The organism is Xanthobacter autotrophicus (assembly GCF_005871085.1).
In the GTDB taxonomy this organism is placed as follows: Bacteria; Pseudomonadota; Alphaproteobacteria; order Rhizobiales; family Xanthobacteraceae; genus Xanthobacter; species Xanthobacter autotrophicus.
In genome coordinates, this window is the sequence record NZ_VAUP01000004.1 from 103131 (window position 1) to 125196 (window position 22066).

Sequence of the window (22066 nt, forward strand, 5' to 3'; positions counted from 1 at the left end):
CCATGCTCAAGCTCGATTTTCATCCGTCCGGCCGCCACGTCCTCCAGATCCCAGGCCCGAGCCCGGTGCCCGCCCGCCTCCTGCGAGCCATGAGCTACCCGACGATCGACCATCGCGGCCCGGAATTCGCCATGCTCGGACTGAAGGTCCTTGCCGGAATCAAGCGCATCTTCAAGACCACCCAGCCGGTCATCATTTATTCTTCGTCGGGGACCGGTGCTTGGGAGGGTGCGCTGGTCAATACTCTCTGCCCGGGCGACCACATTCTCATGTACGAGACCGGTCACTTCGCCAGCCTGTGGCGTGAGATGGCGGAAAACCTCGGCCTGAGGCCGGAACGCATCGGGCGCGACGGCGTCGAGGGCTGGCGCCGGGGGGTTGAAGCCGACCTGATCGAGCAACGCCTGAGGGCGGATGGTGGTCACGCCATCAAGGCAGTCTGCGTGGTCCATAACGAGACCTCCACCGGCGTGACGTCCGACATTGCGTCGGTGCGGCGCGCCATCGATGCCGCCGGCCACCCTGCCTTGCTTCTCGTCGACACCATCTCCGGCCTCGCCTCGGCTGACTACCGGCATGACGCTTGGGGCGCGGACGTGACGGTCTCGGGATCGCAGAAGGGGCTGATGCTGCCACCCGGCCTCGGCTTCAATGCCGTGTCGCAGAAGGCCCTGCACGCCCACGCCGCCGCGCGGCTACCCCGTAGCTACTGGGATTGGACGCCGATCCTGAAGGCTAACGAGACGGGATACTGGCCGACCACTCCCAACACGAACCTGCTCTATGCGCTGTCCGAAGCCATCGAGATGATCGAGGAGGAGGGCCTTGATCGCGTGTTCGCGCGCCACGCGCGCCTTGCCGAGGCCTGCCGGGCGGCGGTGCGCGGCTGGGGCCTCGACATCCAGTGCGCGGACCCACAGGTCTATTCCCCCGTGCTCACCGGCGTGATGATGCCCGAGGGTGTGGACGCCAATGCCGTTCGCCAGTGTATTGCGGAGACGTTCGACCTTTCCCTTGGCACTGGCCTCGGCAGGATGGCCGGCCGCATGTTCCGCATCGGTCACCTCGGCGACTGCAACGACCTGTCGCTCATGGCTGCGCTCACCGGCTGCGAGATGGGGCTGAAGCTGTCTGGCGTGCGGCTCGCCGGCAGCGGGGTGGTCGCTGCCATGGATCTGCTCGCGCGCACCGAGGTGCACAGCCTCACCAAGGTCGCCTGAACGGCCCGGCCATCTGTGATCGGACGCGCCATGACGCACACAGTCCTCCCCGGACGTTCACCGAGACGGGAGACCGGCCAGGGTTCTGCATCCCCGTTCGCCCGATGCCTCGCCAGGGAAATGCGCGGCGACGTGCTGTTCGATGAGGGGAGCCGGGGACGCTATGCCACCGATGCTTCCATCTACCAGATCATGCCCATCGGCGTGGTCGTGCCCCGCGACCAGGCCGACGCGCGCATCGCACTCGATATCGCGCGCGACCATGGCATGCCGTTCCTGGCCCGGGGTGCGGGGTCGAGCCAGTGCGGTCAGACCATAGGTGAGGCGCTTGTCCTCGACACCACGCGGTGGCTCAACAAGGTCATCCACTTCGATCCGTCGCGGCGGATGGTGACCGTGGAGCCCGGCATCGTCCTCGATCATCTCAACGCGATCCTGAAGCCCCATGGCTTGTGGTATCCGGTGGATGTCTCCACCAGCGCGCAAGCCACCATCGGCGGCATGGCGGGCAACAACTCGTGCGGCTCGCGCTCGCTGCACTACGGCAACATGGTTCACAATGTGGAGGCCATCGACGCGGTGCTGCCGGACGGCAAGGAGCTGGAGTTCGGTCCCCTTGCGCAGATGGAGGCGACGCCATACGCGCAGCATCTCGTCGGGGCCATTCAGTCCATCGCGCGGGGCGTGGATGGCGAGCTTGCCGCCAACACGCCCAAGGTGCTGCGCCGCGTCGCCGGCTACAACCTCGACTTGTTCAACTGCCAGAATCCGAAGCCCTACACGCTGGACGGAATGCCCAATCTGTCCCACCTGCTGGTGGGCTCCGAGGGCACGCTTGCCTTCAGCCGGCAGATCACCCTGCGCCTTTCTCCCCTGCCGGTTAACAAGGTGCTCGGGGTGGTGAACTTTCCCACGTTCCACCAGGCCATGGATCTGACGCGGCACATCGTCGGCCTCGCCCCCATGGCGGTGGAGCTGGTGGACCGCACCATGATCGATCTGGCGCTCCACAATCCCGCCTTCCGTCCAGTGATCGAGAGCGCGCTGGTGGGCTCGCCCCAGGCCCTGCTGCTGGTGGAGTTCGCCGGCGACGATCTGGATGTCCAGAGGCGAGCCCTGAAGCATCTCGCCACCCTCATGGGCGACCTCGGCCTGCCCGGCTCGGTGGTGGAAATGGCCGGCGCTGCGGAGCAGAAGGCCCTGTGGGACGTGCGCAAGGCCGGGCTCAACATCATGATGAGCATGAAGGGGGACGGCAAGCCGATTTCCTTTATCGAGGATTGCGCGGTTCCTCTCGAACATCTCGCCGAATACACACAGACCCTGACCGAGCTGTTCCGCCGATACGGCACCGAGGGTACCTGGTATGCCCATGCAGGAGTGGGGTTGCTGCATGTGCGCCCGATCCTCGACATGCGGCGCGACGGGGCGGCGAAAATGCGGGCTATGGCGGAGGAAGCCTCCGCGCTGGTGCGCCGCTTCAAGGGGGCCTATTCGGGCGAGCATGGCGACGGCATCTGCCGGGGCGAGTGGGTCGCCTGGCAATACGGGCCGAAGGTCAACGCCGCGTTCCGGGCCATCAAGGCCCTGTTCGACCCGGACAACCGCTTCAGCCCGGACCGCATCGTCGATCCGCCGCGCATGGATGATGCCCGGCTGTTCCGGTTTCCGCCGGGCTATGGCGAAACGCCGCTTGAGCCCAGGCTCGACTGGTCACGGTGGAACGTGCGGCGCGATGCGGCGACAGGCATCGAGAGCGCACCTGGCACCGGCGGCGATCGCACCGGTGGCTTGGCCAAGGCCGTCGAGATGTGCAACAACAACGGGCATTGCCGTAAATTCGATGCGGGCACCATGTGCCCCTCCTACCGTGTCACCCGGGACGAGAAACACGTCACGCGCGGGCGCGCCAACACGCTGCGCCTCGCCCTGTCGGGCCAGATCGGCCGCGACGGGCTTGCCAGCCCGCTGGTCAAGGAAGCTCTGGACCTTTGCGTGAGCTGCAAGGGCTGCAAGCGAGACTGCCCCACCGGGGTGGACATGGCCCGCGTGAAAATCGAGGCGCGGGCCGCCTGGACCGCACGGCACGGCCTTCGCCTGCGGGACCGGCTCGTGGCCTACATGCCGTTCTATGCGCCTGTCGTCAGCCGCCTGTCCTGGCTGTTGGCGATCGGCGAGAACATTCCCGTCGTTTCGCCGTGGCTGAAGCGGCGCATCGGCCTTGCACCCGAACGCTCGCTGCCGCGCTTCCGCCGGCCGTTCCTTGCGAGGCCCGCGCCACGCCACGCCGCGCCCGCCGACAGGGAGGTGTTCCTGTTCATCGACACCTTCAACAATTCCATGGAGCCCGAGAACGCGGCCGCTGCTCGCGACGTGCTTCAGGCGGCGGGCTATCGGGTGCATTTGCATGGCGGCAGGGGCAAGCAACCCTTGTGTTGCGGGCGCACCCTGCTGGCTGCCGGCCTCGTCGACGCGGCGAAGGCCCAAGCCCGGCGGGTCTTGGACACGCTTCTGCCTTTCGTGGAGCGGGGTGTTCCGATCGTCGGGCTGGAGCCGTCGTGCCTCCTGACACTCCGGGACGAATTTCTCGGCTACGGCTTCGGCGATGCGGCCCACAAGCTGTCGCAGAGCGCGTATCTGTTCGAGGAATTTCTGGTGTGCGAACGCGCCGCCGGCCGCATGCAGCTGGCTCTCCATCCCCTCGACGCCACGACCGCCCTGCTGCATGGCCATTGTCACCAGAAGGCATTCGACGCCATGCGGCCGGTACGAGCCGTCTTGTCCTGGATCCCGGGGCTCGAGGTCCGCGAGGTGGAAGGCTCGTGCTGCGGCATGGCCGGAAGCTTCGGCTACGAAGCGGAGCATTACGCCATGTCTCGCGCCATGGGCGAACTCACCTTGCTGCCGGCCGTGCGGGAGGCCTCGCCCGGGACGATCGTCATCGCCGATGGCACGAGCTGCCGCCACCAGATCCTCGACTGCGCGCAAGTGGAGGCGCGGCATGTCGCCTGCGTTCTCGCCGCTGCCCTGATCCCCCCGGCGCGTTTGTGCCCGACCTGACATTCCGGAGAACTGCCATGCCTGCTCCCGCCATCACCCGCGTTGTCGTGCGCCCGGTCGTCGCCCCTCTGCCTCGCCCGCTGCGAACCGCGAGCGGCATGATGGAGAGCGCGCCACTGGTTCTCGTGGATATCGAAACCTCGGCCGGCATCACGGGGCATGCCTATGCCTTCGCCTACACGCCGGTGCTGCTGGGCGCCCTGGCGCGGCTGACGGGCGATGTGGGGACGCTGCTGGAAGGACGCGCGATCTATCCCGCCGATCTCACCCGCTGGCTGCGCGGGCGCTTCGTCATCGCCGGTACGTCCGGCCTGCTCGACATGGCTCTCGCCGTACTGGACATTGCCGCTTGGGACGCCCACGCCAAGCTTGCCGGATTGCCACTCGCGCGCCTTCTCGGCGGTGATGTCGCCCCCCTTCCAGCCTATGCGAGCTTCGGCATGGATGGGTTGGAGGACACTGCCTCGGCGGCCGCCGGCGCGGCGGCGGAAGGGTTCGGCGCGGTCAAGATCAAGATCGGCTACGAGACATTCGCGCAGGACCTTGCCGTGGTCCGGGCGACGAAGCACGCCTTGGGGGATGCCGTCGCGTTGCTCGTTGACTACAACCAGAGCCTCACCGTTCCCGAAGCGGTCCTGCGCTGCCGCGCGCTCGACCATGAGGGCCTGTCGTGGATCGAGGAGCCGACCCGGGCCGACGACACGGCGGGGCACGCCCGTATCGCCGCCGAGATCGAGACGCCGCTTCAGCTGGGTGAAAGCCTGTTTGGGCCGCAGGCCATCGCGGACAGCATCCGGGGCGGGGCCTCCGACCTGATGATGCCGGACCTGATCAAGGTGGGCGGCGTAACCGGGTGGCTTGCCGCCTCCGCCATCTGCCAAGCGGCGCGCATGCCGGTGAGCAACCACTTCTTCCAGGAGGCGAGCGCCCATCTCATGGCGGCGACGCCCACCGCTCATCTCGTCGAGTTTTTCGACATTGCCGGCCCGATCCTCCGGGTTCCCTTGCAGGCCATCGACGGCAGGGTCCGCGCAAGCGAAGAGCCGGGCCTCGGGATCGAATGGAGCGAAGAGGCGGTCGCCCGCTATGCGGCGTGAATCCGGTGTTTCCAATCAGGGACGAGCTTGAACAGGTTTTCAGGTCAGGACGGGTGCGGGCATGTCCCGAGGATGCTGACCGGCAGCACGGCCTTCCAGCGCGAGAAAGGCAACGTGTTCGCCGGCCAGACCGAAGGTTTGCACATCGGATTGCAGCTTTCGCGGATCCCCTCGTCGGAGGAATGGCCGCCTGACAAGGCGTCCCCCGACCCGGCCTTTTCCAGCGCCTCGGCACGCCATCCGTGGAGATGCCGGCGGGGAGCCGTCGGGCGACTTCAACAATCGTCCGACGGCTGCTTGAACCCATCAGCTGCGGCGCCAATGGCGACGCCGCGCCTGCCGCCGGATCTATGGGCGGCGGCGGGCGGAGCGTGGCGCCTCAGGCCGCCTTTCTGTTCACGTCGGCGTTGGCCAGGCGCGTGAGAAGAGCGTCAGTCTCCTCCTCCTCCTTCAGCGTCGCCTCAAGGAGGGGAACCGCCTCCTGCATGCCGAGTTGCGCCGCCCAGGTCTTCAGCGTGCCATAACGGGAAATCTCGTAGTGCTCCACCGCTTGCGCCCCCGCAAGCAGGCCGGCGTCGAGCGCATCCGAGCCAGCGAAATCCTCCATGATTTCCTTCCCCTCGTCGATGATCCCGACGATGGCGGGGCAATGCTTGCCGCGTGCCGCCTTCCCCAGCAGTTCGAATACCCGCTCCAGCCGCTCGATCTGGCCTTCGGTCTGCTCCTGGTGATGCTGGAAGGCCGACTTCAGCTCTGGCGATTGGGCGCTCTTCGCCATCTTCGGCAGGGCCTTCAGGATCTGTTTCTCGGCGTAATAGATATCCTTGAGCGTTTCCGTGAAAAGGTCATGCAGGGACTTGTCCTGTGCCATGATGTACGCTCCCGTTTGTTTGATCAAAGCTTGCCGGAGGCAGCCTGGGCCTGCACGGACTAAGGCCACAACGACATGGGGCCGGTTGTGTTCCGCTGCATGGGCCACCGCCATCGGCGTACCAAAGGGGAGGGTTGAAAAGGTCGGCTCACCGAAAGGCGTGAGTTGTCGCCAGGTCATGGTATCCAGGTGGTGCGGACGACGAAGGCGAGCCAGACCAGCGCTCCGAGGGTCGTGGCCTGCTGCGCCCCGCGATAGTTTTCCGCGATCAATGCCACCAGCGAGGGCAACAGCGCCGCCCCTGCGGCGCCCGAGAGGGCCTGGGCGATGATCATGACCGTGGCGTTGGGGCTGAAGGTCATCAGCACCTGCGCGAGGCCGAACAGCAGCACCACGATCCGGAACACCCGGACCGCGCCGAAACGCTGGTTCAGCTTGGCACCGAGCATGACGAAGCCAGCCACGAGCATGGAGTACATGATGATGCCGGTGGCGACCGTGGTGGGCGGAACATTGAAGCTCGCCACCATGCCGCCGAGGGCCACGGGCAGCGAGGCGACGTTGAAGGACATCAGCACCTGGCCGAGCGCGATGGCGATCATGGGGACCCAGGAATCCCGCACTTCCACGCCGGTGCCAGGTCGGGGCGTCGAAAGACTGGTCATGAGTGCTTCCTCTCGTTCTTCTTTTTTTGCGGGCTCGAGGCACGGTCTGGGGTGGCGCGCGGCCTCAGACCTCCGGTGCGGAGACGAAGAGGTCCATGCCGAGGCGCTGGGATAGATAGCGCGCCGCCAACTGGCCCTTGATGCTGTTGCCGGCCCCGTCGAGAGGGGGCGCGAAAGTGCCGAGGCCGCCCTTGCCCGGCGAGACAGTGACGATGCCGCCGCCAATGCCGCTCTTGCCCGGCAGTCCGATCTCGTAGAGCCAGTCGCCGGAGGTCTCGTAGAGCCCCGCCGTGGTCATCACCGCGAGGGCGTAGTGGCAGACATGCGCATTCACGACGCGCTCACCGGTGACCGGATTGACGCCGCCGTCGGCGAGGGTCGCCCCCATCACCGCCAGATCCTTCGCATTCACGTTGAGGGAGCACTGGCGGGTGTAGAGGTCGACCGCCTCGCCCGGATCGCAATAGATGCGCCCCATGCTTTGCAGCATCCGGGCAATGGCGCGGTTGCGGAAATTGGTGTCGAGGGCAGAGGCGCAGACCTCCTCGTTCATCGACAGGCGGCGCCCGGCGAAGCGGGAAAGACCCTCGTGGATGAAGGCCCATTTCTCCTCTCGCGTCGCCCCTGGAACGAGGCTGGTGGCGGCGATGGCGCCGGCATTCACCATCGGGTTGGTCAGGCCGCCGGGCATGGTCTCGATGGCGGCCAACGAGTTGAAGGCGCGTCCCGTGGCATTGGCGCCGAGCTTCGCGCGCGCCTCGGCGGGGCCGAAGAGCTGGCAGACCAGGGCGAAGATGAAGGGCTTCGATACGCTCATGATGGAGAAGTCGTGGTCGGTGTCGCCCGCGGCATAGACTCGTCCGCTGGTGCCCACGACGCAGACGCCGAACAGGTCGCGCGACACCCGGGCCAGCGCAGGATAGACCTGCGAGTTTTCTCCCTCGTCGTTGGATTTGAAGCGGTGGTAGGCCGAATTCACCAACCCTTCCACCATCTCAGCTTCAGGCAGATGACCTGTGGATACGTAGCTGTCAGAAATCATGTCGTCGTCAAAAGCAGGCATTGCCATTTGTCCTCCGCGCAGCCAAATCCTAGTTGCGGTGCATTCAATATATACCGTAATACAGCGCAGCATATATTGCCATGCACATCGTTAGACATTGAATTATTGCCTGCTTCGGATGGTCGCGCAACCGCTTACCTACCGGCGCCGTGCGCAAATCCCGTCAATCATTCACAGGGCGGCCGGCGTGGCGCTCGCCCTGGTGGTGGCGCTGTTCCTGTGGCTGAAACGCGCCGAGTTCGGGCGGGCCACCCGTGCCTGGCCGAGCAGCGCGAGGCGGCGGTGCTGGTGGGCATCAACGTGTCCCAGATGCATGCCCTCGCCTTCGGCCGGTCGGCGGCCCTTGGTGCGGCCACCGGCGTCATCATGAGCTTCCTTGGCGCGATCTCGCCTTTCATGGGTTTCCACAGGCGGGCCCCTTTGCCACCGTCCTCGCGGCCCTGGTGATGGGCGCCGTCCTGGGGGCGATCCTGGCGTCGGTGACGGGAACCCTGAAAGGAATCGTCTTCGCCATCGCCACCCTCGCCTTGTCCGAGGGCCTGCGCATCGCCGCCCTGATGCTGCCGGACGTGACCGGCGGCGCGGTCGGCCTGTTCCTCAACCCGGCCCTGCGGCCGAGCCAGCATGCGCTCTATCTGTTCGCGGCGCTGGCGGTGATGGCCAACGAGGGGGCGAAGGCGTTGGGCGAGGGCGTCGCGTTGCGCGCATCCGACATTGATCTCGCCTTCATCCATGGCTACGGCTTCCCACGCACAAAGGGAGGGCCCATGTGGGCAGCGGACGAACTGGGCCTGCTGGAGGTGTTCAAGGAGGTGGAGGCGGCCCATGCCGCCGGCGGCACCGGCTCCGAGCCCGCCCCGCTCCTGCTGGAGCTCGCGTGCAGCGGCGGGCGCTTCGGCACGTGCGATCTCGCTCGCAGCGGGCCCCGGGCCGGATGAGGATCGGGTGTCAGGGCGACCATGGAGCAGGAAGGGGACGGTGGTATGGAGACGGTTCTGGTCGATCGCCGCGCGGGCTGGATGGTTCTGACACTGAACCGGCCAGCGCGGCTGAACGCATTCAATGAAGAGATGCACCTCGCCTTGCGGCGGGCGCTCGAAGAGGCCGCCGGCGATGCCGCATGTCGGGCGGTGCTGCTGACGGGCGCCGGGCGGGCCTTCTGCGCCGGGCAGGATCTCGCGGAGCGGGTCCAGACCGGCGGCGCGCCGGATCTCGGCGCCTCCCTCGACCGGCTTTACAACCCGCTGGTGCGGCAGCTGCGGGCGCTGGACAAGCCGGTGGTGTGCGCGGTCAACGGGGTGGCGGCGGGCGCCGGCGCCAATATTGCGCTGGCCTGCGACATCGTGCTGGCGGCGCGCTCCGCGACCTTCATCCAGGCCTTCTCCAATATCGGCCTCATCCCGGATTCCGGCGGCACCTTCTTCCTGCCACGCCTGATCGGCGATGCCCGGGCGCGCGCCCTCGCCCTGCTGGGCCTGCCGCTTGATGCCGCCACGGCCGCCCAATGGGGGCTCATCTGGGCGGTGGCGGAGGACGAGGCCCTCGCCGGCGAAGCCGAGGCGATCACCGCCCGCCTCGCCGCCCGCGCCACCCATGCCCTGGGCCTGGTGAAGCAGGCGCTCAATGCCTCGCCCGGCAATACGCTGGACCAGCAACTGGATCTGGAACGGGACCTTCAGCGGCTGGCGGGATACGCGCCGGATTATGCCGAGGGCGTGCGCGCCTTCACCCAGAAGCGGCCGCCCGTCTTCGGCGGACAACCCGGGCGCGTGCCTGAAGCCTGATCGCGGACGCGGATCTCATCGCACAGCCGGGACAATGCGTCCGGCGGTGGCCGGGGCATCCCGGAGCTGTTCTGGGGGAAAGCTGCTCCGGGGAACGGAAGGGTCCATCCCCCGGAGCGTGGCGACAGGGCGCCTCGATCAGGCCGGCTTGAATGCCTGCCCGGCGAAGGGCAGGCGGTGGACCGGCCGGCCGGTGGCGGCGAGCACCGCATTGGCCACGGCGGGCGCGAGGGGCGGCACGCCCGGCTCGCCCACACCGGTGGGCGCGACATCCGAGGCCACGATGTGTACTTCCACCTTCGGCATTTCGGACATGCGCAGGGGGGCATAGGTGTCGAAGTTGCCCTGCTCCACGGCGCCCTTGTCGAGGGTGATGGCATCATGCAGCGCGGCGCCGAGGCCGAAGCCGATGCCGCCCTCGATCTGGGCCCGCACCACGTCCGGATTGACCACCACGCCGCAATCCACCGCCGCCACCACGCGCTCCACCTTCACGCCGGAATCGGCGAGGGAAATCTCCACCACCTCCGCCACATAGGTGTTGAAGCTCTTGTGGGCGGCGATGCCGCGGGTGCGGCCTGCCGGCAGCGGCGTGCCCCAGCCGGCCTTGTCGGCGGCAAGGCGGATGACGGCCTTCAGCCGTTCGTCCGTGGCATGGGCGAGGCGGAAGGCCACCGGGTCCTGCCCCGCCGCGCGGGCGAGCTGGTCCATCACCACCTCCACCGCATAGGCGGTGTGGGTGTGGCCCACCGAGCGCCACCACAGCACCGGCACGCCGGCCTTCATGGTGGTGAGCTCCACTTTCATGTTGGGGATGTCGTAGGCGCCGTGGGTGCCCTCGACGGAGGTGTCGTCGATGCCGTCCTTCACGAGCATGGGCTCGAAGAAGGTGCCCGCGATGATGGACTGGCCGACCACATGGTGATGCCAGGCCACCGGCTTGCCGGAGGCATCCACCGCCGCGCGCACCTTGTGGACATAGACCGGCCGATAATAGCCGGACTTCATGTCGTCCTCGCGGGTCCACACCAGCTTCACCGGCACGCCCTTGCCGTGGGCCTTGGCGATGGCCACCGCCTCCACCACGAAGTCGGAGCTGGCGAGCGCCCGGCGGCCGAAGCTGCCGCCGGCCCATTGGGTGCGGATCTCCACCTTGTCCGGCGAAACGCCGGCGGTCCGGGCGGCGTTGGGTACATCGGCGACGGGAAGCTGCGAGCCGGTCCAGATGGTGACCGCCCCGTCCTTCACCCGCGCCGCCGCGTTCATGGGCTCCATGGCGGCGTGGGCGAGATAGGGGAACTCGAATTCCGCCTCCACCAGCTTCACGCCGGGGGCCTTGAGCGCCGCCTCCACGTCGCCGTGGGTCTCCACCGGCAGGCCGGGCTTGGCAAGCGCGCCGCGATAGTCGGCGAGCATGTCTGCGGTGCTGCGGGTTTCGGCCTTGCTCTCGTCCCACTCCACCTTCAGGGCGTCGCGGCCCTTGATGGCGGCGTGGGTGGTGGTGGCGAGCACGGCGACGCCCTGCGGCACCATCACCACGTCCTGCACGCCCTTCACCGCCTTCGCGGCCGTGGCGTCGAAGCTCTTAGGCGTGGCGCCGAAGCGCGGCGGATGGGCGACCACCGCCACCAGCATGTCCGGCAGCTTGAGGTCCTGGGTGTAGATGCGGGCGCCGGTGGTCTTGGCCACATTGTCCACCCGGTGGACGCCCTCCTTGCCGATGAGGGTGAAGGCGGACGCCTCCTTCAGCTTCGGCTCGGCGGGCACCGGCTCCTTGGCGGCGGCCTCGGCGAGGGCGCCGAAGCCGGCGCTGCGGCTGCCGGCGCTGACCATGCCTTTGGATACCTTGATCGTGGCGGGATCAACGCCCCACTGCCGCGCCGCGGCGGCCACCAGCATGGCGCGGGCGGCAGCACCCGCGGTGCGGTAGACGGTGTAGCTCGCGGCGATGGAGGTGGAGCCGCCGGTGCCCTGGGCGCCACCGAACAGAGCGTTGCCGTAGGTCTTGCCGTCGGCGGGGGCGAACTGCGTGGTCACCTTCGACCAGTCCGCGTCCATTTCGTCTGCGGCGAGGGTCGCAAGTCCGGTGGCGATGCCCTGGCCCTTGTCGAGATGCTTGACGATGACGGTGACCGTGCCGTCCGGCGCGATCTTGACGAAGGGATTGAAGGCTTGCCCGGCCGCATTCGCGCCGGCCGGAGCGGCGTGCGCCACATCAGCCTTCAGCCCGAGTACGAGGCCGATGCCCGCCCCGCCCATGGCGGCGAGGACGAAGCGGCGGGAGAGCGGCGTTTGCGCGGCACCGGAGAGCGCGGCGGCAAGGCCGGACACGGCGCCGGGTTCCAACTTCTGGAGCATGTGCATGGATCAGGCCTCCAGCCGGCGGGCCGCGTCATGGATCGCGGCGCGGATGCGGTGGTAGGTGGCGCAGCGGCAGACATTGCCGTCCATCGCCGCGTCGATGTCGGGATCGGTGGGCTTCTTGTTCTCCGACAGCAGCGCCACGGCGGACATGATCTGCCCGGACTGGCAATAGCCGCACTGGACCACGTCGAGGCTGACCCAGGCGGCGCGGACCGCCTCGGCCTCGCGGCCCTGGATGCCTTCGATGGTGACAACCTTGCCGTCGCCGACATCGCCGAGCGCGGTCTGGCAGGACCGCACCGGGGTGCCGTCGAGATGCACGGTGCAGGCGCCGCATAGGGCCTGGCCGCACCCGAACTTCGTGCCGACGAGATCCAGCTCGTCGCGCAGGACCCAGAGCAGCGGCGTATCGGGATCGGCGTCGACGGTGCGCGCCTGTCCGTTCACTGTGAGTGTGACGGCCATGGGTACCTCGTTGTTGCGAGAGGCACAGCCGCATCTGTGCTTGATAGGGGGGAGGGCGCGCATGTGACACGCCCCAAGGCACCATGGCGTCGCCCCGACGCAGATGGTTCCACAACGGAATGCTAGCCCGCTTTCTCGACGGATTCCAGACTGCGGCAGCTTCACGATCCCGGGAGCACGCGTGGCCGCGCCTCTTGTCGTTTCCGACGTCCTGTGGAAGTTACGACCGATCAATCAAAAAAACTGATCCATGATTTGGAGATTGCATGGTGGCCGCGCGGCGCATTTCTCTGGCCGTTCCGTTTCGCATCGTGGCCACCCCCCGGCCAGATCGCGAATCTGCGGGTATCGCGCGGCCGGCGTTGCAGGTCACACAAACCAGTGGGGTTGCGCATGGAGGCGCATGAGGCGGCGCTCGTGGCGCTGGGCCGTCGCGGCCGGCTGCGCACGCTCGCACCCGCGCAGGGGGCCGACTTCGCCTCCAACGACTATCTGGGCCTTGCCCAATCCGAGGAGCTGCGGCAGGCCGCCGCCGCCGCGCTGGCTCGTGGCGTGCCGCTTGGAGCCGGCGGATCGCGCCTGCTGCGCGGCAACCACCCGGAGCACGAGGCGCTGGAGGCCGCGGCTGCGGCCTTCTTCGGCGCCGAGGCGGCTTTGTTCTTCGCCGGCGGATTTGCCGCCAACGCCGCGCTGGTTTCCACCCTGCCGCGTCGCGGCGATCTGGTGGTCTATGACGAACTCATCCATGCCAGCGTCCATGAGGGCCTTGCCGGGGCCTCTTCGGCCGAGCGCGTGGAGGCGGTGGCGACGCGGCATGCCGATGCCCATGCCGTGGACGACGCCATCCGCGCCTGGCGCGCAAAGGGCGGGCGCGGGCGAGCCTGGATCGCGGCGGAAACCCTCTACAGCATGGACGGCGATTTCGCCCCGCTGGACGATCTTTGCGCAGTGGCCGAGCGGCACGACGCCATGTTGCTGCTGGATGAGGCCCACGCCACCGGCGTCTATGGGCCGGCGGGGCGGGGGCTTGCCGCGCATCTGGAAGGTCGCGCCAACGTGGTGACGCTGCACACCTGCGGCAAGGCGCTGGGGGTCATGGGTGCGCTGGTGTGCCTGCCGCGCGGGCTGAAGGATTACATGGTCAACCGGTCGCGGCCCTTCATCTACGCCACCGCGCCGTCGCCGCTGCTGGCCGCCACCGTGCGGGCCGCGCTGACCCTTGTCGAGGCGGCGCAGGACCGGCGGGACCGCCTCATGGCGCGCATCGCCCACGCGCAGCGCGCGCTGGCGGGGATCGGTCTGCCGGCGACCTCTTCGCAAATCCAGAAGGTGATTCTGGGGTCCGACCGACGGGCGACCGCCATCGCCGCCGCCTTGCAGGCGCAGGGGTTCGACGTGCGCGCGATCCGCCCGCCCACCGTGCCGGAGGGCACGGCGCGCCTGCGTGTCGCGTTGACGCTCAATGTGCCCGAGGCCGCTCTGGATGGGCTGGTTGAGGCGCTGTCGCAGGCCCTCGCGGCGGAGCCGGGAAGTCAGGTCGAAAGGCGCGCGGAATGACCGGCTACATCGTCACCGGGACGGATACCGGGATCGGCAAGACCGTGTTCGCCGCCGGCCTCGCCGGCGCGCTGGACGCCGCCTATTGGAAGCCGGTGCAGTCCGGCCTGGACGAAGAGACGGATTCTCAGGTTGTGCGGCGGCTGTCAGGCCTTGCGCCCGATCGCATCCTGCCGGAGGCCTACCGGCTTGCCCTGCCGGCGTCCCCCCATCGGGCCGCGGAGGCCGAGGGTATCGCCATCGATCCCGATGCGCTGGTGCTTCCGGTCACGTCGCGGCCGCTGGTGGTCGAAGGGGCCGGCGGACCTTTGGTGCCGCTCACCCGCCGCCGGCTCTTCGCGGATGTGTTCGTCGTGTGGGGATTGCCGGTGATCCTGTGCGCCCGCACCAGCCTCGGCACCATCAACCACACATTGCTCGCCATTGAGGCCCTGTCGCGCCGGGGCATCACGCTGCACGGCGTCGCCTTCATCGGCGAGGCCAACGAGGACAGCGAGCAGATCATCGCGGACCTTGGCGGCACGCGCCGCCTCGGGCGCCTGCCGCACTTACCGGCGGTGACGCCCGACACGCTCAAAGCCGCCTTCGCGACGGCTTTCTCCCTGGATGACTTTCGCCGAGAGGACCTCCGGCCATGACCGCAAGCCCTTCTCCTGTCTGGCATCCCTTCACCCAGCACGCGCTTGCGCCCGAGCCGCCGGTGGTGGTGCGCGGGCAAGGCGCGTGGCTGGAAACCGCCAGTGGCGGGCGCATTCTGGACGCCATCTCGTCGTGGTGGGTCATCACCCACGGCCATTGCCATCCGCGCATCGTCGCCGCCATCGCGGAGCAGGCCGGGCAGCTCGATCAGGTGATCTTCGCCGGCCACACCCATCCCGCCGCCGAGGCGCTGGCGCGCGGCCTCGTGGCCATGACGCCTGAGGGGCTCGATCACGTCTTCTTTTCCGACAGCGGCTCCACTGCGGTCGAGGTGGCGCTGAAAATGGCGGCAGGCTACTGGCGCCACACCGGCGAGCAGCGCACCCGTATCCTCGCGCTGGAGCACGGCTATCACGGCGATACCATTGGCACCATGTCGGTGGGCGCGCGCGGCGTCTACAACGCGGCCTACGAGCCGTTCCTGTTCGAGGTGACGCGCCTGCCGTTTCCAGAGAAGGGCCGCGAGCAGGTGACCCTGGACGCGCTGGAAGCCGCCTGCCGTGAGGCGCCGGCCGCGCTGCTGGTGGAACCGCTGATCCTCGGCGCCGGCGGCATGCACATCTATGCCCCGGCGGTGCTGGCCGAAATGGCGGCGATCTGCGCCCGCCACGGCGTGCTCTTCATCGCCGACGAGGTGATGACCGGCTTCGGCCGCACCGGTACCCTGTTTGCCTGCGAGCAGGCGGGCGCGGTGCCGGACATCGCCTGCTATGCCAAGGGCCTCACCGGCGGGTCGCTGCCGCTGGCCGTCACCCTGTGCCGGCGCGCCATCTTCGATGCCCATTATTCCACCGACCGGGCGCGCACCTTTTTCCATTCCAGCTCGTTCACGGCCAATCCCATCGCCTGCGCGGCGGCGGTCGCCAACCTGAAGATCTGGGCGGACGAGCCGGTTGGCGCGCGCATCGCCGCGCTGGGGGACGCGCACGAAGAACGCCTGGCGCGCTTCCGCGACGACCGGCGCTTCGCCAACGTGCGTCGCCTCGGCACCATCGCGGCGCTGGACCTTGTGGCGCCCGATCCCGGCTATCTGGCGGATGTGGGGCCGCGGCTCGCCGCCTTCTTCCGGGACGAGGGGCTGCTCATCCGCCCGCTGGGCAACACGCTCTATGTGATGCCGCCCTATTGCGTCACGGCGGAAGACCTCGACCTCGTCTATGGCGCCATCGCCACCGCCGCCGACCGCTTCGGGCGGGCCTGAGCATGGCAAAAGCGCCCGTGGCGGGAACCCGCATCGCCGGCTTCGGCCATTATGCGCCGGACGAGGTGATGACCAGCGCGCAGATCGAGCGCGGGCTGGGCCTTGCGGAGGGGTGGATCGTCGGCCGCACCGGCATCCGCGCGCGGCGGGTGGCGGCGCCGCACGAGGCGGTGAGCGACCTTGCCTTCGCCGCCGCCGAAATGGCGCTGGCCGATGCCGGCCTGCCGAAGGCCGCCATCGGCCTCACTTTGCTGGCCACCAGCACGCCGGATCATCTGCTGCCGCCGACCGCGCCTCTGCTCGCCCACCGCCTCGGCCTGCCGGCGAGCGGCGCGGTGGACCTGACCGGGGCCTGCGCCGGCTTCCTCTATGCGCTCGTGCTGGCCGATGGCTTCGTGCGGACCACAGGTCGCGCGGTGCTGGTGGTGGCGGCCAACATCCTGTCCCGCCGCGTCGATCCCGCAGATCCTTCGACGGCGGCGTTGTTCGCCGATGCGGCCGGCGCCGTGGTGCTTGCCCCCTCGCCTCGGGAGGGGGCCGGCGTGGTCGGGTCTTGCCTTGCCTCCGACGGGTCGGGCTACGACCTTATCCAGATCCCCGACAGCGGCAGCCGCTTGTCGACAAGCGGGCAGGCAGGGGCTGGGCGGATGGTGATGCGGGAGGGCCGCACGGTGTTTTCCCGGGCGGTGGGCATGATGGCCGCCTCCTGCCGTACGGCGCTGGAGGAGGCCGGGCTCACCCTCGATGAGGTGACCCATTTCCTGCCGCATCAGGCCAATGCCCGCATCATCACGGCGGTGGCGGAGCGGCTCGCCATCGGCCCGGAGCGGACCCTGTCGAGCGTTGCCGACTATGGCAATTCGTCCGCCGCCACCGTGCCCTTCACGCTGTCGGCGCTACGGGCCACCCGGGCGTATCGCGAGGGCGACGTGCTGCTCATCGCCGCCGCCGGCGCCGGCCTCACCGGCGGCGCCGCCGTTTTCCGGTTCTAGAGCGCTTTCCGCTCGCCTTGGCTCACGTAAACCGCTCTAGAGTCATGATTTGACGTATTTTCTTCACGCGAACCGGTGTCCACTTCGCTCGAAAATACGCTAGACCACCTCAGGGCTTGAACGCGGCGCAGGCGATGCGCGCGCCGGCGCCGCCGATGGGCTGGGTGGTGTGGTCGTCCGGCGCGGCATGGACCACCAGCGCGAAGCCCGTCGCAGAAAGCAGGCCGTTGGCGCCGGTGAGGCCGACGGGGCTCGTCACCTCGGCCGAGACCGAGCCATCGGCGACGGCGAAGATGTTGGGCAGGTCGCCTTCGTCGGGGCCGTTGGGATTGAGCAGGCCGTGGGCCTTGCCGCCGTGGTTCACATGCGCCTTGGAGGCCAGGAACTTCTCGGTGTCCGAGCAGTCGGCCACCGCGTGGAAGTGGATGCCGTGCCAGCCGGGCGGGATGGCACCGGGCTGAAGCACGAGGCGCACGATGGTGACGCGGTCGGTCCCGGTGGCGGTGGCGGTGCCGATGGGCTTGCCATTATTGCCGACCAATTCCGCCTTGACCACGGTGGGCGCCGGGGAAGCTGCCGGAACGGGCGCCGGCGCGGGTGTCTGGGCCAGCGCGACCGGCGCGCCGGCGATCAGGATCGAAGCTGCGAGAAGCCAGTATTTCGAGCACATGGGGTGCCTCCTTGTCCTGCGACGCGTCGGGCGCGCCGCACATCGAACCGCCACGTGCTTATATCACCCGCTTCGGCCAGAGGTCTCGGCAATGGGAAGGGCAGGGGCCTGCGCAAGCCGCGGAACGCGAGGCGCCGGAGAGCGGTTTCGGTTCGCGGGACCATCATGGTGGCGGGAATATCAGGCCAGCTCGGCGAACGAGCCTCGCCGAGGCCTATCCATAGCCGGACCTGCCCTTGCGCAGGTGGGTGGGTGGCGCCGAGGTCCAGCGGCGCACGGCGCGGGTGAAGCTGGCGCCGGAGCCGTAGCCCATCTCGGCCGCAACTTCCTGCACGGGCGAGGTGCTGGCCGTCAGCAGCGCCAGGGCGCGGGCGGCGCGCTCCTGCTCGATCAGCCGGGACAGGCTGGCGCCCTCGGCGGTGAGCCGGCGTTGCAGGGTGCGCGTGCTCATGTAGGCGAACCGGGCCACCTCGGCCAGCGTCGGCTCGCCGCCGCGCGCCAGCAGCAGCGGCAGGACGGCGCGGATGGAGCCGGCGAGGGTGCCGTCGCCCCGGATCACCGCACACCCCTCGGTCACTTGCTGGTCGAGGGGAATGCGGGGCTGGGCATAGGGCCGGTCGAGCATCGCGTCGGAGAGGGTCACGGCCACCGCGCCGGTGAGGGTGGGGCTGACGGGGCAGCCGAAATGGGATTCGAGCAGCGAGAGTCCGAACACCGGATGGGGCGTCAGTTCCACGCGCTCGACGGCGGGCCCGTCCTGGCCGCCACGGGTCACCACGCTGGCGATCAGGGCCGCTGTGAATTGCTGCGTGATGAAGAGAGCTTCGTCATCGAGCGGCACCCGGAACACGTGCCGGACAGTTCCCCCGCCAGCGTGGGGCGTGAAGGTGAGCACCTCGTGGGAGCCGTGGTGGAAGAAGGCGCGGGTCACCAGCTGGAAGGCTTCGCGCGGGGTCTGCGACGCCCGCACCAGCAGCCCGATGAGGCCGAGCTGGTCGACGCCGGCATGGGCGACGACCCGGCAGCCGATGTCGGGCCCTTCGGCGTGCGCCACGGCACGCAGGAATTCGATGCCCACCTGCAGGGGAATGGGCTGGTCGGGATTGGCGACGAAGCCGGGGGGCAATCCGGCATCCTGGAGCAGGAGGTCCAGCGGGTGCCCTTGGTCCCTGAGCCAGATCATGAACGGGAAGGCGGCGGCCGCCCGCACCAGAGGAAGAGTTGTCGTCGCCATATCGCTGTCGGAGTCGCTGTCCGTGTCGGTGTTGCCTGCAATGGGGCCATGGTGACGCGGTGGCGCACAAGATCAAGGATTCGTCCTGGGCCCAGGGGCGATTTCCCCCAAGGTGCTGGAAAAGCTTCATGCAGCCGTCAAGCTCCCCGGGCGCGGCGATCGGGCCACGGCTGGTCGGCGCGCGGCCCGGCTCAGGATGTCCTGAGCCGGGCCGCTTGAGGTCACGCCGGCCGTCGTCACATGGCCTTGATGATGGCGATGTCTGTGACCGTGCCATCGAGGCCGGCCACCTTCCCCGCGCTGCTCGCCTTGCCGGTGGCGAGATCCACGCGGTACAGCATGGTCCCGGCCATCAGCCAGCCTTCATTGGCACCGGCGTCCGCCGCCACGATGTCAAAGGCGTAGCCTTTGCCTTCCACGCCGATCGTGCCCACGGTGTTGAGGATCCCGTCATTGGGCGGCGCCTGCTTCACCAGCAGGCCCAGCTTGCCGTCGATGTCGTAGAGCGCGGTTTCCTTCGCGCCTTTCATCGAATTGGTGTAGGCCCCCGCCACGATGACCGCCGGCTTGCCCATGTGCTTGTCGGCATCGGCGAACTTCAGCATGCCGTCGCGCACCACCTTGCCGTCATCCACATTGACCCGCAGGTTGGTTCCATCGGCGCCGATGACGCGCAGGCGGTCGGCGACCGGGTTGAAGTCCACGGTGGCGGCGGTGCCGGCGGGCAGCATGGCTTCCAGCTTCGCCTTCACCGTGGCAGTGCCGCTCACCGGGTCGATGGTGGCCACCGTGCCATCCTCGAACAGGCCGTAGAGCTTGCCGTCCGCCGGGCGCACGTCGATGCCCAGCAGCTTGCCGGAGACGCCCGACACCTTCAGCGGGGTTGCGGCCTTCAGCGCCTTGGCGTCCACCACCGCGATGCGGTTGCCATCCATCAGCGCCACCACAGTCTGGGCAGAGGCGGCCGCGGGCACCGTCATCGCGCCGGCGAGGGCGACCATCATGAGCGTGCTCTTCATCTCGTTCTCCTGCTGTCGCTCCGACCATCGCGGCCGGGTCGAAGCGGCTACACGCGGCCCTCGCCAACGGATGCGGCGGCGTTGAGAATTATTTCATCCGACGCATCCGCCGTTCCTCGGGCGCCGTAACGGAAGGCAGGTCACCAGCAACGCGGAAGGCTGAGCAGGCGATGGCCGTAATGACATCGAGCGCCACGCGGATCGATCCCGACGCGCTGGCGCGTGCGCTGGAGGGCTGCGCGCGCGGCGACCATGCCTGCCTGCGGGAGATTTATGATCGGATCGCGCCGCAGATGACCGGCGTCGCGATCCGCCTGCTGCGCCGGCGCGATCTTGCCGAGGACGTGGTGCACGACACATTCGTGCGCATCTGGGAGAAGGCGGCGACGTTCGATCCCGCCCGCGGCAGCGCCGTCACCTGGATATTTGCGATCCTGCGCCACCGCGCGCTCAACGTGCTGCGCGCGGAGGGCCGCACCGACCTCACCGACGATTTCGAGCCCCTGGCCCTCGCCAGCGACGCGCCCGACGCCGAGGCCGTGGTGTGCGCCCTGTCGGAGGCGGGCGCGCTGCGGCGCTGCCTGGAGCGGCTCGATCCGCCGCGCCGCGTCGCCATCGTGCTCGCCTACACGCGCGGCCTCAGCCATGGTGAACTGGCGGGCCGCATGGGCATTCCCCTCGGCACCGCCAAATCGTGGATCCGCAGGAGCCTGCTTGCGCTCAGGGAGTGCATGGCATGAGCGAGGATCTCGACGCCCGCGCCGGCGAATATGTGCTCGGGCTGCTCGACCATGATGAGGCCGAGGCCTGCGCGGCGCGCCTTGTGGCCGATCCCGCCTTTGCCAGGGCGGTGGAGCACTGGCGCTCCCGCCTCGCCGAATTCGATCTCTCCGCTCCCGCGCAGGTCCCCTCGGCCGCGGTCTGGGCGCGCATTGCCGCCGCCACCGCGCGGCCGGCCGCCGCCCCGTCGCCCGCCCGCACCACGCGGCCGGCATCCGGCTGGCGCCTGGCGCTGGCCGCCGCGTGGGAGAGCCTGCCGGTGTGGCGCGGCATCGGCATGGGAGCTGCGGCTGCGGCGCTGCTGCTCGCCATCGGCCTCGGCTTCCAGATGCGCGAGACGGCGCGCGCGCCGGTGCTGGTGGCCGTGCTGCTGTCCGATGACAACCGGCCGGCCGCGGTGGTCAACACCTTCAGGGACGGCCGCGCCGAACTGGTTCCGCTCGCCGCGCTGCGGGCGCCGGAGGGCAAGGCGCTTCAGGTCTGGACCCTGTGGGACCGCGCGCGCGGTCCGGTCTCGGTGGGCCTGGTGAACGCCTTGCACAGCCTCGACCTGCAACTCAAGGGCCTGCCCACGGCGGTGCCGGAGCAGCTCTTCGAGGTGACGCTGGAACCGGCCGGCGGCTCCCCCACCGGCCGCCCCACCGGCCCCATCCTGATGAAGGGCACCGCCAGCCGCGCGCTGTGAGGGGACCGGCGGAGGCCCCGCGGACTGCATGGCGGTGGAGCTCTGTGCCGGGATGGGCGGACGTGGAACGACAGCAGGAGATACAGTCGACGAAAGAGTTTCGGCAAGAAAAACACCGGTGTTCCCGAACATCCGGCAGCGATCGTGACGGACTTGACACCTCCGGCGAATTGAGTTCTTTCCTAAGGCATGCTTCGCGTTCTGGCACTGGTTCTGGCATCCTTCCGCGGCCTGGCGTTTCGCCGGGTCCTCGCGGTGATGGTCAGCCTCTGCCTGGTGGTCGGCTCGCTTGAGGCTTCGTTTGCAGCGTGCGTCAGCGATGAGACGGCGGGTGCGGTATCGCACCCATCGGCATCGGCCCTGATGGCTGTGGCCGGCGAGCCGGATGCGGGCGCCCCGGATGCGAGCGTGATCGAGCCCGCGCCGGCCGAGACACAGTCGCCAGCGAAATCGCAGACCTCCGTGCTTCATGATTGCCACGGCTGCCATGTGGCGGTCATGCCGGCGCATTCGGCCTCCCTGGGCCAGCGCCTTGCCGTCGTGTCCGCCGACGTAACCGAGCCCTCCGTTCTCGGCCGTACCGTCCCGACGGACCTTCGCCCCCCACGCGCCTGATCCGCATTCTGTCCGCGCGCTGACG

The 22066-nt window shown here is 68.8% G+C and carries 21 protein-coding genes; 12 read left to right on the forward strand and 9 right to left on the reverse strand.

The features are described 5' to 3' along the window. Positions 1 to 2: 2 nt before the first annotated feature. The 3 genes from FBQ73_RS01515 (at position 3) to FBQ73_RS01525 (ending at position 5377) form a co-directional block, all read left to right on the forward strand. Entirely contained in the window at positions 3 to 1220 is a 1218-nt protein-coding gene (locus tag FBQ73_RS01515) for a pyridoxal-phosphate-dependent aminotransferase family protein (protein WP_138397758.1), read from the forward strand. Positions 1221 to 1340: 120 nt separating this feature from the next. Beyond that, positions 1341 to 4280, forward strand: a complete 2940-nt coding sequence (locus FBQ73_RS01520) for an FAD-binding and (Fe-S)-binding domain-containing protein (protein ID WP_246089505.1) — start codon at positions 1341 to 1343, stop codon at positions 4278 to 4280. Positions 4281 to 4297: 17 nt separating this feature from the next. After that, a complete protein-coding gene (locus tag FBQ73_RS01525; RefSeq protein WP_138397760.1) occupies positions 4298 to 5377 on the forward strand; it encodes an enolase C-terminal domain-like protein in 1080 nt (359 codons plus the stop codon). 379 nt (positions 5378 to 5756) lie between these two features. On the opposite strand, the gene FBQ73_RS01530 is transcribed toward FBQ73_RS01525, so the two are convergent. The 4 genes from FBQ73_RS01530 to FBQ73_RS22650 all read right to left on the reverse strand — a co-directional run bounded on the left by FBQ73_RS01530 (position 5757) and on the right by FBQ73_RS22650 (position 8291). After that, positions 5757 to 6248 (reverse strand): YciE/YciF ferroxidase family protein, encoded by a 492-nt coding sequence (locus FBQ73_RS01530; protein WP_138397854.1) that lies wholly within the window; start codon positions 6246 to 6248, stop codon positions 5757 to 5759. Positions 6249 to 6424: 176 nt separating this feature from the next. Beyond that, a complete protein-coding gene (locus tag FBQ73_RS01535) occupies positions 6425 to 6913 on the reverse strand; it encodes an MFS transporter (RefSeq protein ID WP_246089506.1) in 489 nt (162 codons plus the stop codon). A gap of 64 nt (positions 6914 to 6977) precedes the next feature. Further along, positions 6978 to 7976, reverse strand: coding sequence for a glutaminase A (gene glsA / locus FBQ73_RS01540; protein ID WP_138397761.1), 999 nt, complete (start codon positions 7974 to 7976; stop codon positions 6978 to 6980). Between the two features lie 171 nt (positions 7977 to 8147). Further along, positions 8148 to 8291 (reverse strand): hypothetical protein, encoded by a 144-nt coding sequence (locus FBQ73_RS22650; protein ID WP_170218704.1) that lies wholly within the window; start codon positions 8289 to 8291, stop codon positions 8148 to 8150. Between the two features lie 128 nt (positions 8292 to 8419). Between FBQ73_RS22650 and FBQ73_RS23015 the strand changes: the two genes are divergently transcribed. Together FBQ73_RS23015 and paaG are read left to right on the forward strand one after the other, a co-directional pair. Further along, the gene (locus FBQ73_RS23015; RefSeq protein WP_246089507.1) at positions 8420 to 8914 is read left to right on the forward strand and encodes a hypothetical protein; all 495 of its coding nucleotides are present in this window, start codon (positions 8420 to 8422) and stop codon (positions 8912 to 8914) included. Between the two features lie 45 nt (positions 8915 to 8959). After that, entirely contained in the window at positions 8960 to 9760 is an 801-nt protein-coding gene (paaG, locus tag FBQ73_RS01555) for a 2-(1,2-epoxy-1,2-dihydrophenyl)acetyl-CoA isomerase PaaG (protein WP_138397763.1), read from the forward strand. A 138-nt stretch (positions 9761 to 9898) separates the two neighbouring features. Here the strand turns inward: paaG and FBQ73_RS01560 are convergent, their stop codons facing one another. Next, a complete protein-coding gene (locus tag FBQ73_RS01560; protein ID WP_210236638.1) occupies positions 9899 to 12124 on the reverse strand; it encodes a xanthine dehydrogenase family protein molybdopterin-binding subunit in 2226 nt (741 codons plus the stop codon). 3 nt (positions 12125 to 12127) lie between these two features. Further along, positions 12128 to 12589: a (2Fe-2S)-binding protein gene (locus FBQ73_RS01565; protein ID WP_138397764.1), complete on the reverse strand. Its 462-nt coding sequence runs from the start codon at positions 12587 to 12589 to the stop codon at positions 12128 to 12130. A 393-nt stretch (positions 12590 to 12982) separates the two neighbouring features. Here FBQ73_RS01565 and FBQ73_RS01570 point away from each other — a divergent pair, with 393 nt between their 5' ends. Genes FBQ73_RS01570 through FBQ73_RS01585 form a run of 4 tightly spaced genes read left to right on the forward strand, consistent with a single transcriptional unit; the run spans position 12983 to position 17038 of the window. Next, complete coding sequence (locus tag FBQ73_RS01570; RefSeq protein ID WP_138397765.1) at positions 12983 to 14146, forward strand: 8-amino-7-oxononanoate synthase; 1164 nt, start codon at positions 12983 to 12985, stop codon at positions 14144 to 14146. After that, positions 14143 to 14784: a dethiobiotin synthase gene (gene bioD, locus FBQ73_RS01575; RefSeq protein WP_138397766.1), complete on the forward strand. Its 642-nt coding sequence runs from the start codon at positions 14143 to 14145 to the stop codon at positions 14782 to 14784. The genes FBQ73_RS01570 and bioD overlap by 4 nt, the downstream gene beginning before the upstream one ends. Next, positions 14781 to 16046, forward strand: coding sequence for an adenosylmethionine--8-amino-7-oxononanoate transaminase (locus FBQ73_RS01580; RefSeq protein ID WP_138397767.1), 1266 nt, complete (start codon positions 14781 to 14783; stop codon positions 16044 to 16046). The genes bioD and FBQ73_RS01580 overlap by 4 nt, the downstream gene beginning before the upstream one ends. Positions 16047 to 16048: 2 nt before the next feature. Then, entirely contained in the window at positions 16049 to 17038 is a 990-nt protein-coding gene (locus tag FBQ73_RS01585) for a beta-ketoacyl-ACP synthase III (protein ID WP_138397768.1), read from the forward strand. Positions 17039 to 17147: 109 nt separating this feature from the next. On the opposite strand, the gene FBQ73_RS01590 is transcribed toward FBQ73_RS01585, so the two are convergent. The 3 genes from FBQ73_RS01590 to FBQ73_RS01600 all read right to left on the reverse strand — a co-directional run bounded on the left by FBQ73_RS01590 (position 17148) and on the right by FBQ73_RS01600 (position 19961). Beyond that, positions 17148 to 17708 (reverse strand): superoxide dismutase family protein, encoded by a 561-nt coding sequence (locus FBQ73_RS01590; protein WP_138397769.1) that lies wholly within the window; start codon positions 17706 to 17708, stop codon positions 17148 to 17150. A gap of 214 nt (positions 17709 to 17922) precedes the next feature. Further along, on the reverse strand, positions 17923 to 18942 hold the full coding sequence (locus FBQ73_RS01595) for an AraC family transcriptional regulator ligand-binding domain-containing protein (RefSeq protein ID WP_138397770.1): 1020 nt from the start codon (positions 18940 to 18942) through the stop codon (positions 17923 to 17925). A 236-nt stretch (positions 18943 to 19178) separates the two neighbouring features. Continuing rightward, positions 19179 to 19961, reverse strand: a complete 783-nt coding sequence (locus FBQ73_RS01600) for a DUF4394 domain-containing protein (protein WP_138397771.1) — start codon at positions 19959 to 19961, stop codon at positions 19179 to 19181. 179 nt (positions 19962 to 20140) lie between these two features. Here FBQ73_RS01600 and FBQ73_RS01605 point away from each other — a divergent pair, with 179 nt between their 5' ends. The 3 genes from FBQ73_RS01605 (at position 20141) to FBQ73_RS01615 (ending at position 22041) form a co-directional block, all read left to right on the forward strand. After that, complete coding sequence (locus FBQ73_RS01605) at positions 20141 to 20701, forward strand: sigma-70 family RNA polymerase sigma factor (protein WP_170218705.1); 561 nt, start codon at positions 20141 to 20143, stop codon at positions 20699 to 20701. After that, positions 20698 to 21426: an anti-sigma factor gene (locus FBQ73_RS01610; RefSeq protein WP_138397773.1), complete on the forward strand. Its 729-nt coding sequence runs from the start codon at positions 20698 to 20700 to the stop codon at positions 21424 to 21426. Before FBQ73_RS01605 ends, FBQ73_RS01610 begins: the two co-directional genes overlap by 4 nt. A 189-nt stretch (positions 21427 to 21615) precedes the next feature. Continuing rightward, complete coding sequence (locus FBQ73_RS01615; protein ID WP_138397774.1) at positions 21616 to 22041, forward strand: hypothetical protein; 426 nt, start codon at positions 21616 to 21618, stop codon at positions 22039 to 22041. The last annotated feature ends 25 nt before the right edge of the window (positions 22042 to 22066 follow it).

What these genes read in the sequence shown, in the direction of transcription:
- FBQ73_RS01515 (WP_138397758.1), top strand. Translation starts at nt 3, where the DNA reads ATGCTCAAGCTCGATTTTCATCCGTCCGGCCGCCACGTCCTCCAGATC.
- FBQ73_RS01520 (WP_246089505.1), top strand. Translation starts at nt 1,341, where the DNA reads ATGCGCGGCGACGTGCTGTTCGATGAGGGGAGCCGGGGACGCTATGCC.
- FBQ73_RS01525 (WP_138397760.1), top strand. Translation starts at nt 4,298, where the DNA reads ATGCCTGCTCCCGCCATCACCCGCGTTGTCGTGCGCCCGGTCGTCGCC.
- FBQ73_RS01530 (WP_138397854.1), bottom strand. Translation starts at nt 6,248, where the DNA reads ATGGCACAGGACAAGTCCCTGCATGACCTTTTCACGGAAACGCTCAAG.
- FBQ73_RS01535 (WP_246089506.1), bottom strand. Translation starts at nt 6,913, where the DNA reads ATGACCAGTCTTTCGACGCCCCGACCTGGCACCGGCGTGGAAGTGCGG.
- glsA (WP_138397761.1), bottom strand. Translation starts at nt 7,976, where the DNA reads ATGCCTGCTTTTGACGACGACATGATTTCTGACAGCTACGTATCCACA.
- FBQ73_RS22650 (WP_170218704.1), bottom strand. Translation starts at nt 8,291, where the DNA reads ATGCATCTGGGACACGTTGATGCCCACCAGCACCGCCGCCTCGCGCTG.
- paaG (WP_138397763.1), top strand. Translation starts at nt 8,960, where the DNA reads ATGGAGACGGTTCTGGTCGATCGCCGCGCGGGCTGGATGGTTCTGACA.
- FBQ73_RS01560 (WP_210236638.1), bottom strand. Translation starts at nt 12,124, where the DNA reads ATGCACATGCTCCAGAAGTTGGAACCCGGCGCCGTGTCCGGCCTTGCC.
- FBQ73_RS01565 (WP_138397764.1), bottom strand. Translation starts at nt 12,589, where the DNA reads ATGGCCGTCACACTCACAGTGAACGGACAGGCGCGCACCGTCGACGCC.
- FBQ73_RS01570 (WP_138397765.1), top strand. Translation starts at nt 12,983, where the DNA reads ATGGAGGCGCATGAGGCGGCGCTCGTGGCGCTGGGCCGTCGCGGCCGG.
- bioD (WP_138397766.1), top strand. Translation starts at nt 14,143, where the DNA reads ATGACCGGCTACATCGTCACCGGGACGGATACCGGGATCGGCAAGACC.
- FBQ73_RS01580 (WP_138397767.1), top strand. Translation starts at nt 14,781, where the DNA reads ATGACCGCAAGCCCTTCTCCTGTCTGGCATCCCTTCACCCAGCACGCG.
- FBQ73_RS01585 (WP_138397768.1), top strand. Translation starts at nt 16,049, where the DNA reads ATGGCAAAAGCGCCCGTGGCGGGAACCCGCATCGCCGGCTTCGGCCAT.
- FBQ73_RS01590 (WP_138397769.1), bottom strand. Translation starts at nt 17,708, where the DNA reads ATGTGCTCGAAATACTGGCTTCTCGCAGCTTCGATCCTGATCGCCGGC.
- FBQ73_RS01595 (WP_138397770.1), bottom strand. Translation starts at nt 18,942, where the DNA reads ATGGCGACGACAACTCTTCCTCTGGTGCGGGCGGCCGCCGCCTTCCCG.
- FBQ73_RS01600 (WP_138397771.1), bottom strand. Translation starts at nt 19,961, where the DNA reads ATGAAGAGCACGCTCATGATGGTCGCCCTCGCCGGCGCGATGACGGTG.
- FBQ73_RS01605 (WP_170218705.1), top strand. Translation starts at nt 20,141, where the DNA reads ATGACATCGAGCGCCACGCGGATCGATCCCGACGCGCTGGCGCGTGCG.
- FBQ73_RS01610 (WP_138397773.1), top strand. Translation starts at nt 20,698, where the DNA reads ATGAGCGAGGATCTCGACGCCCGCGCCGGCGAATATGTGCTCGGGCTG.
- FBQ73_RS01615 (WP_138397774.1), top strand. Translation starts at nt 21,616, where the DNA reads ATGCTTCGCGTTCTGGCACTGGTTCTGGCATCCTTCCGCGGCCTGGCG.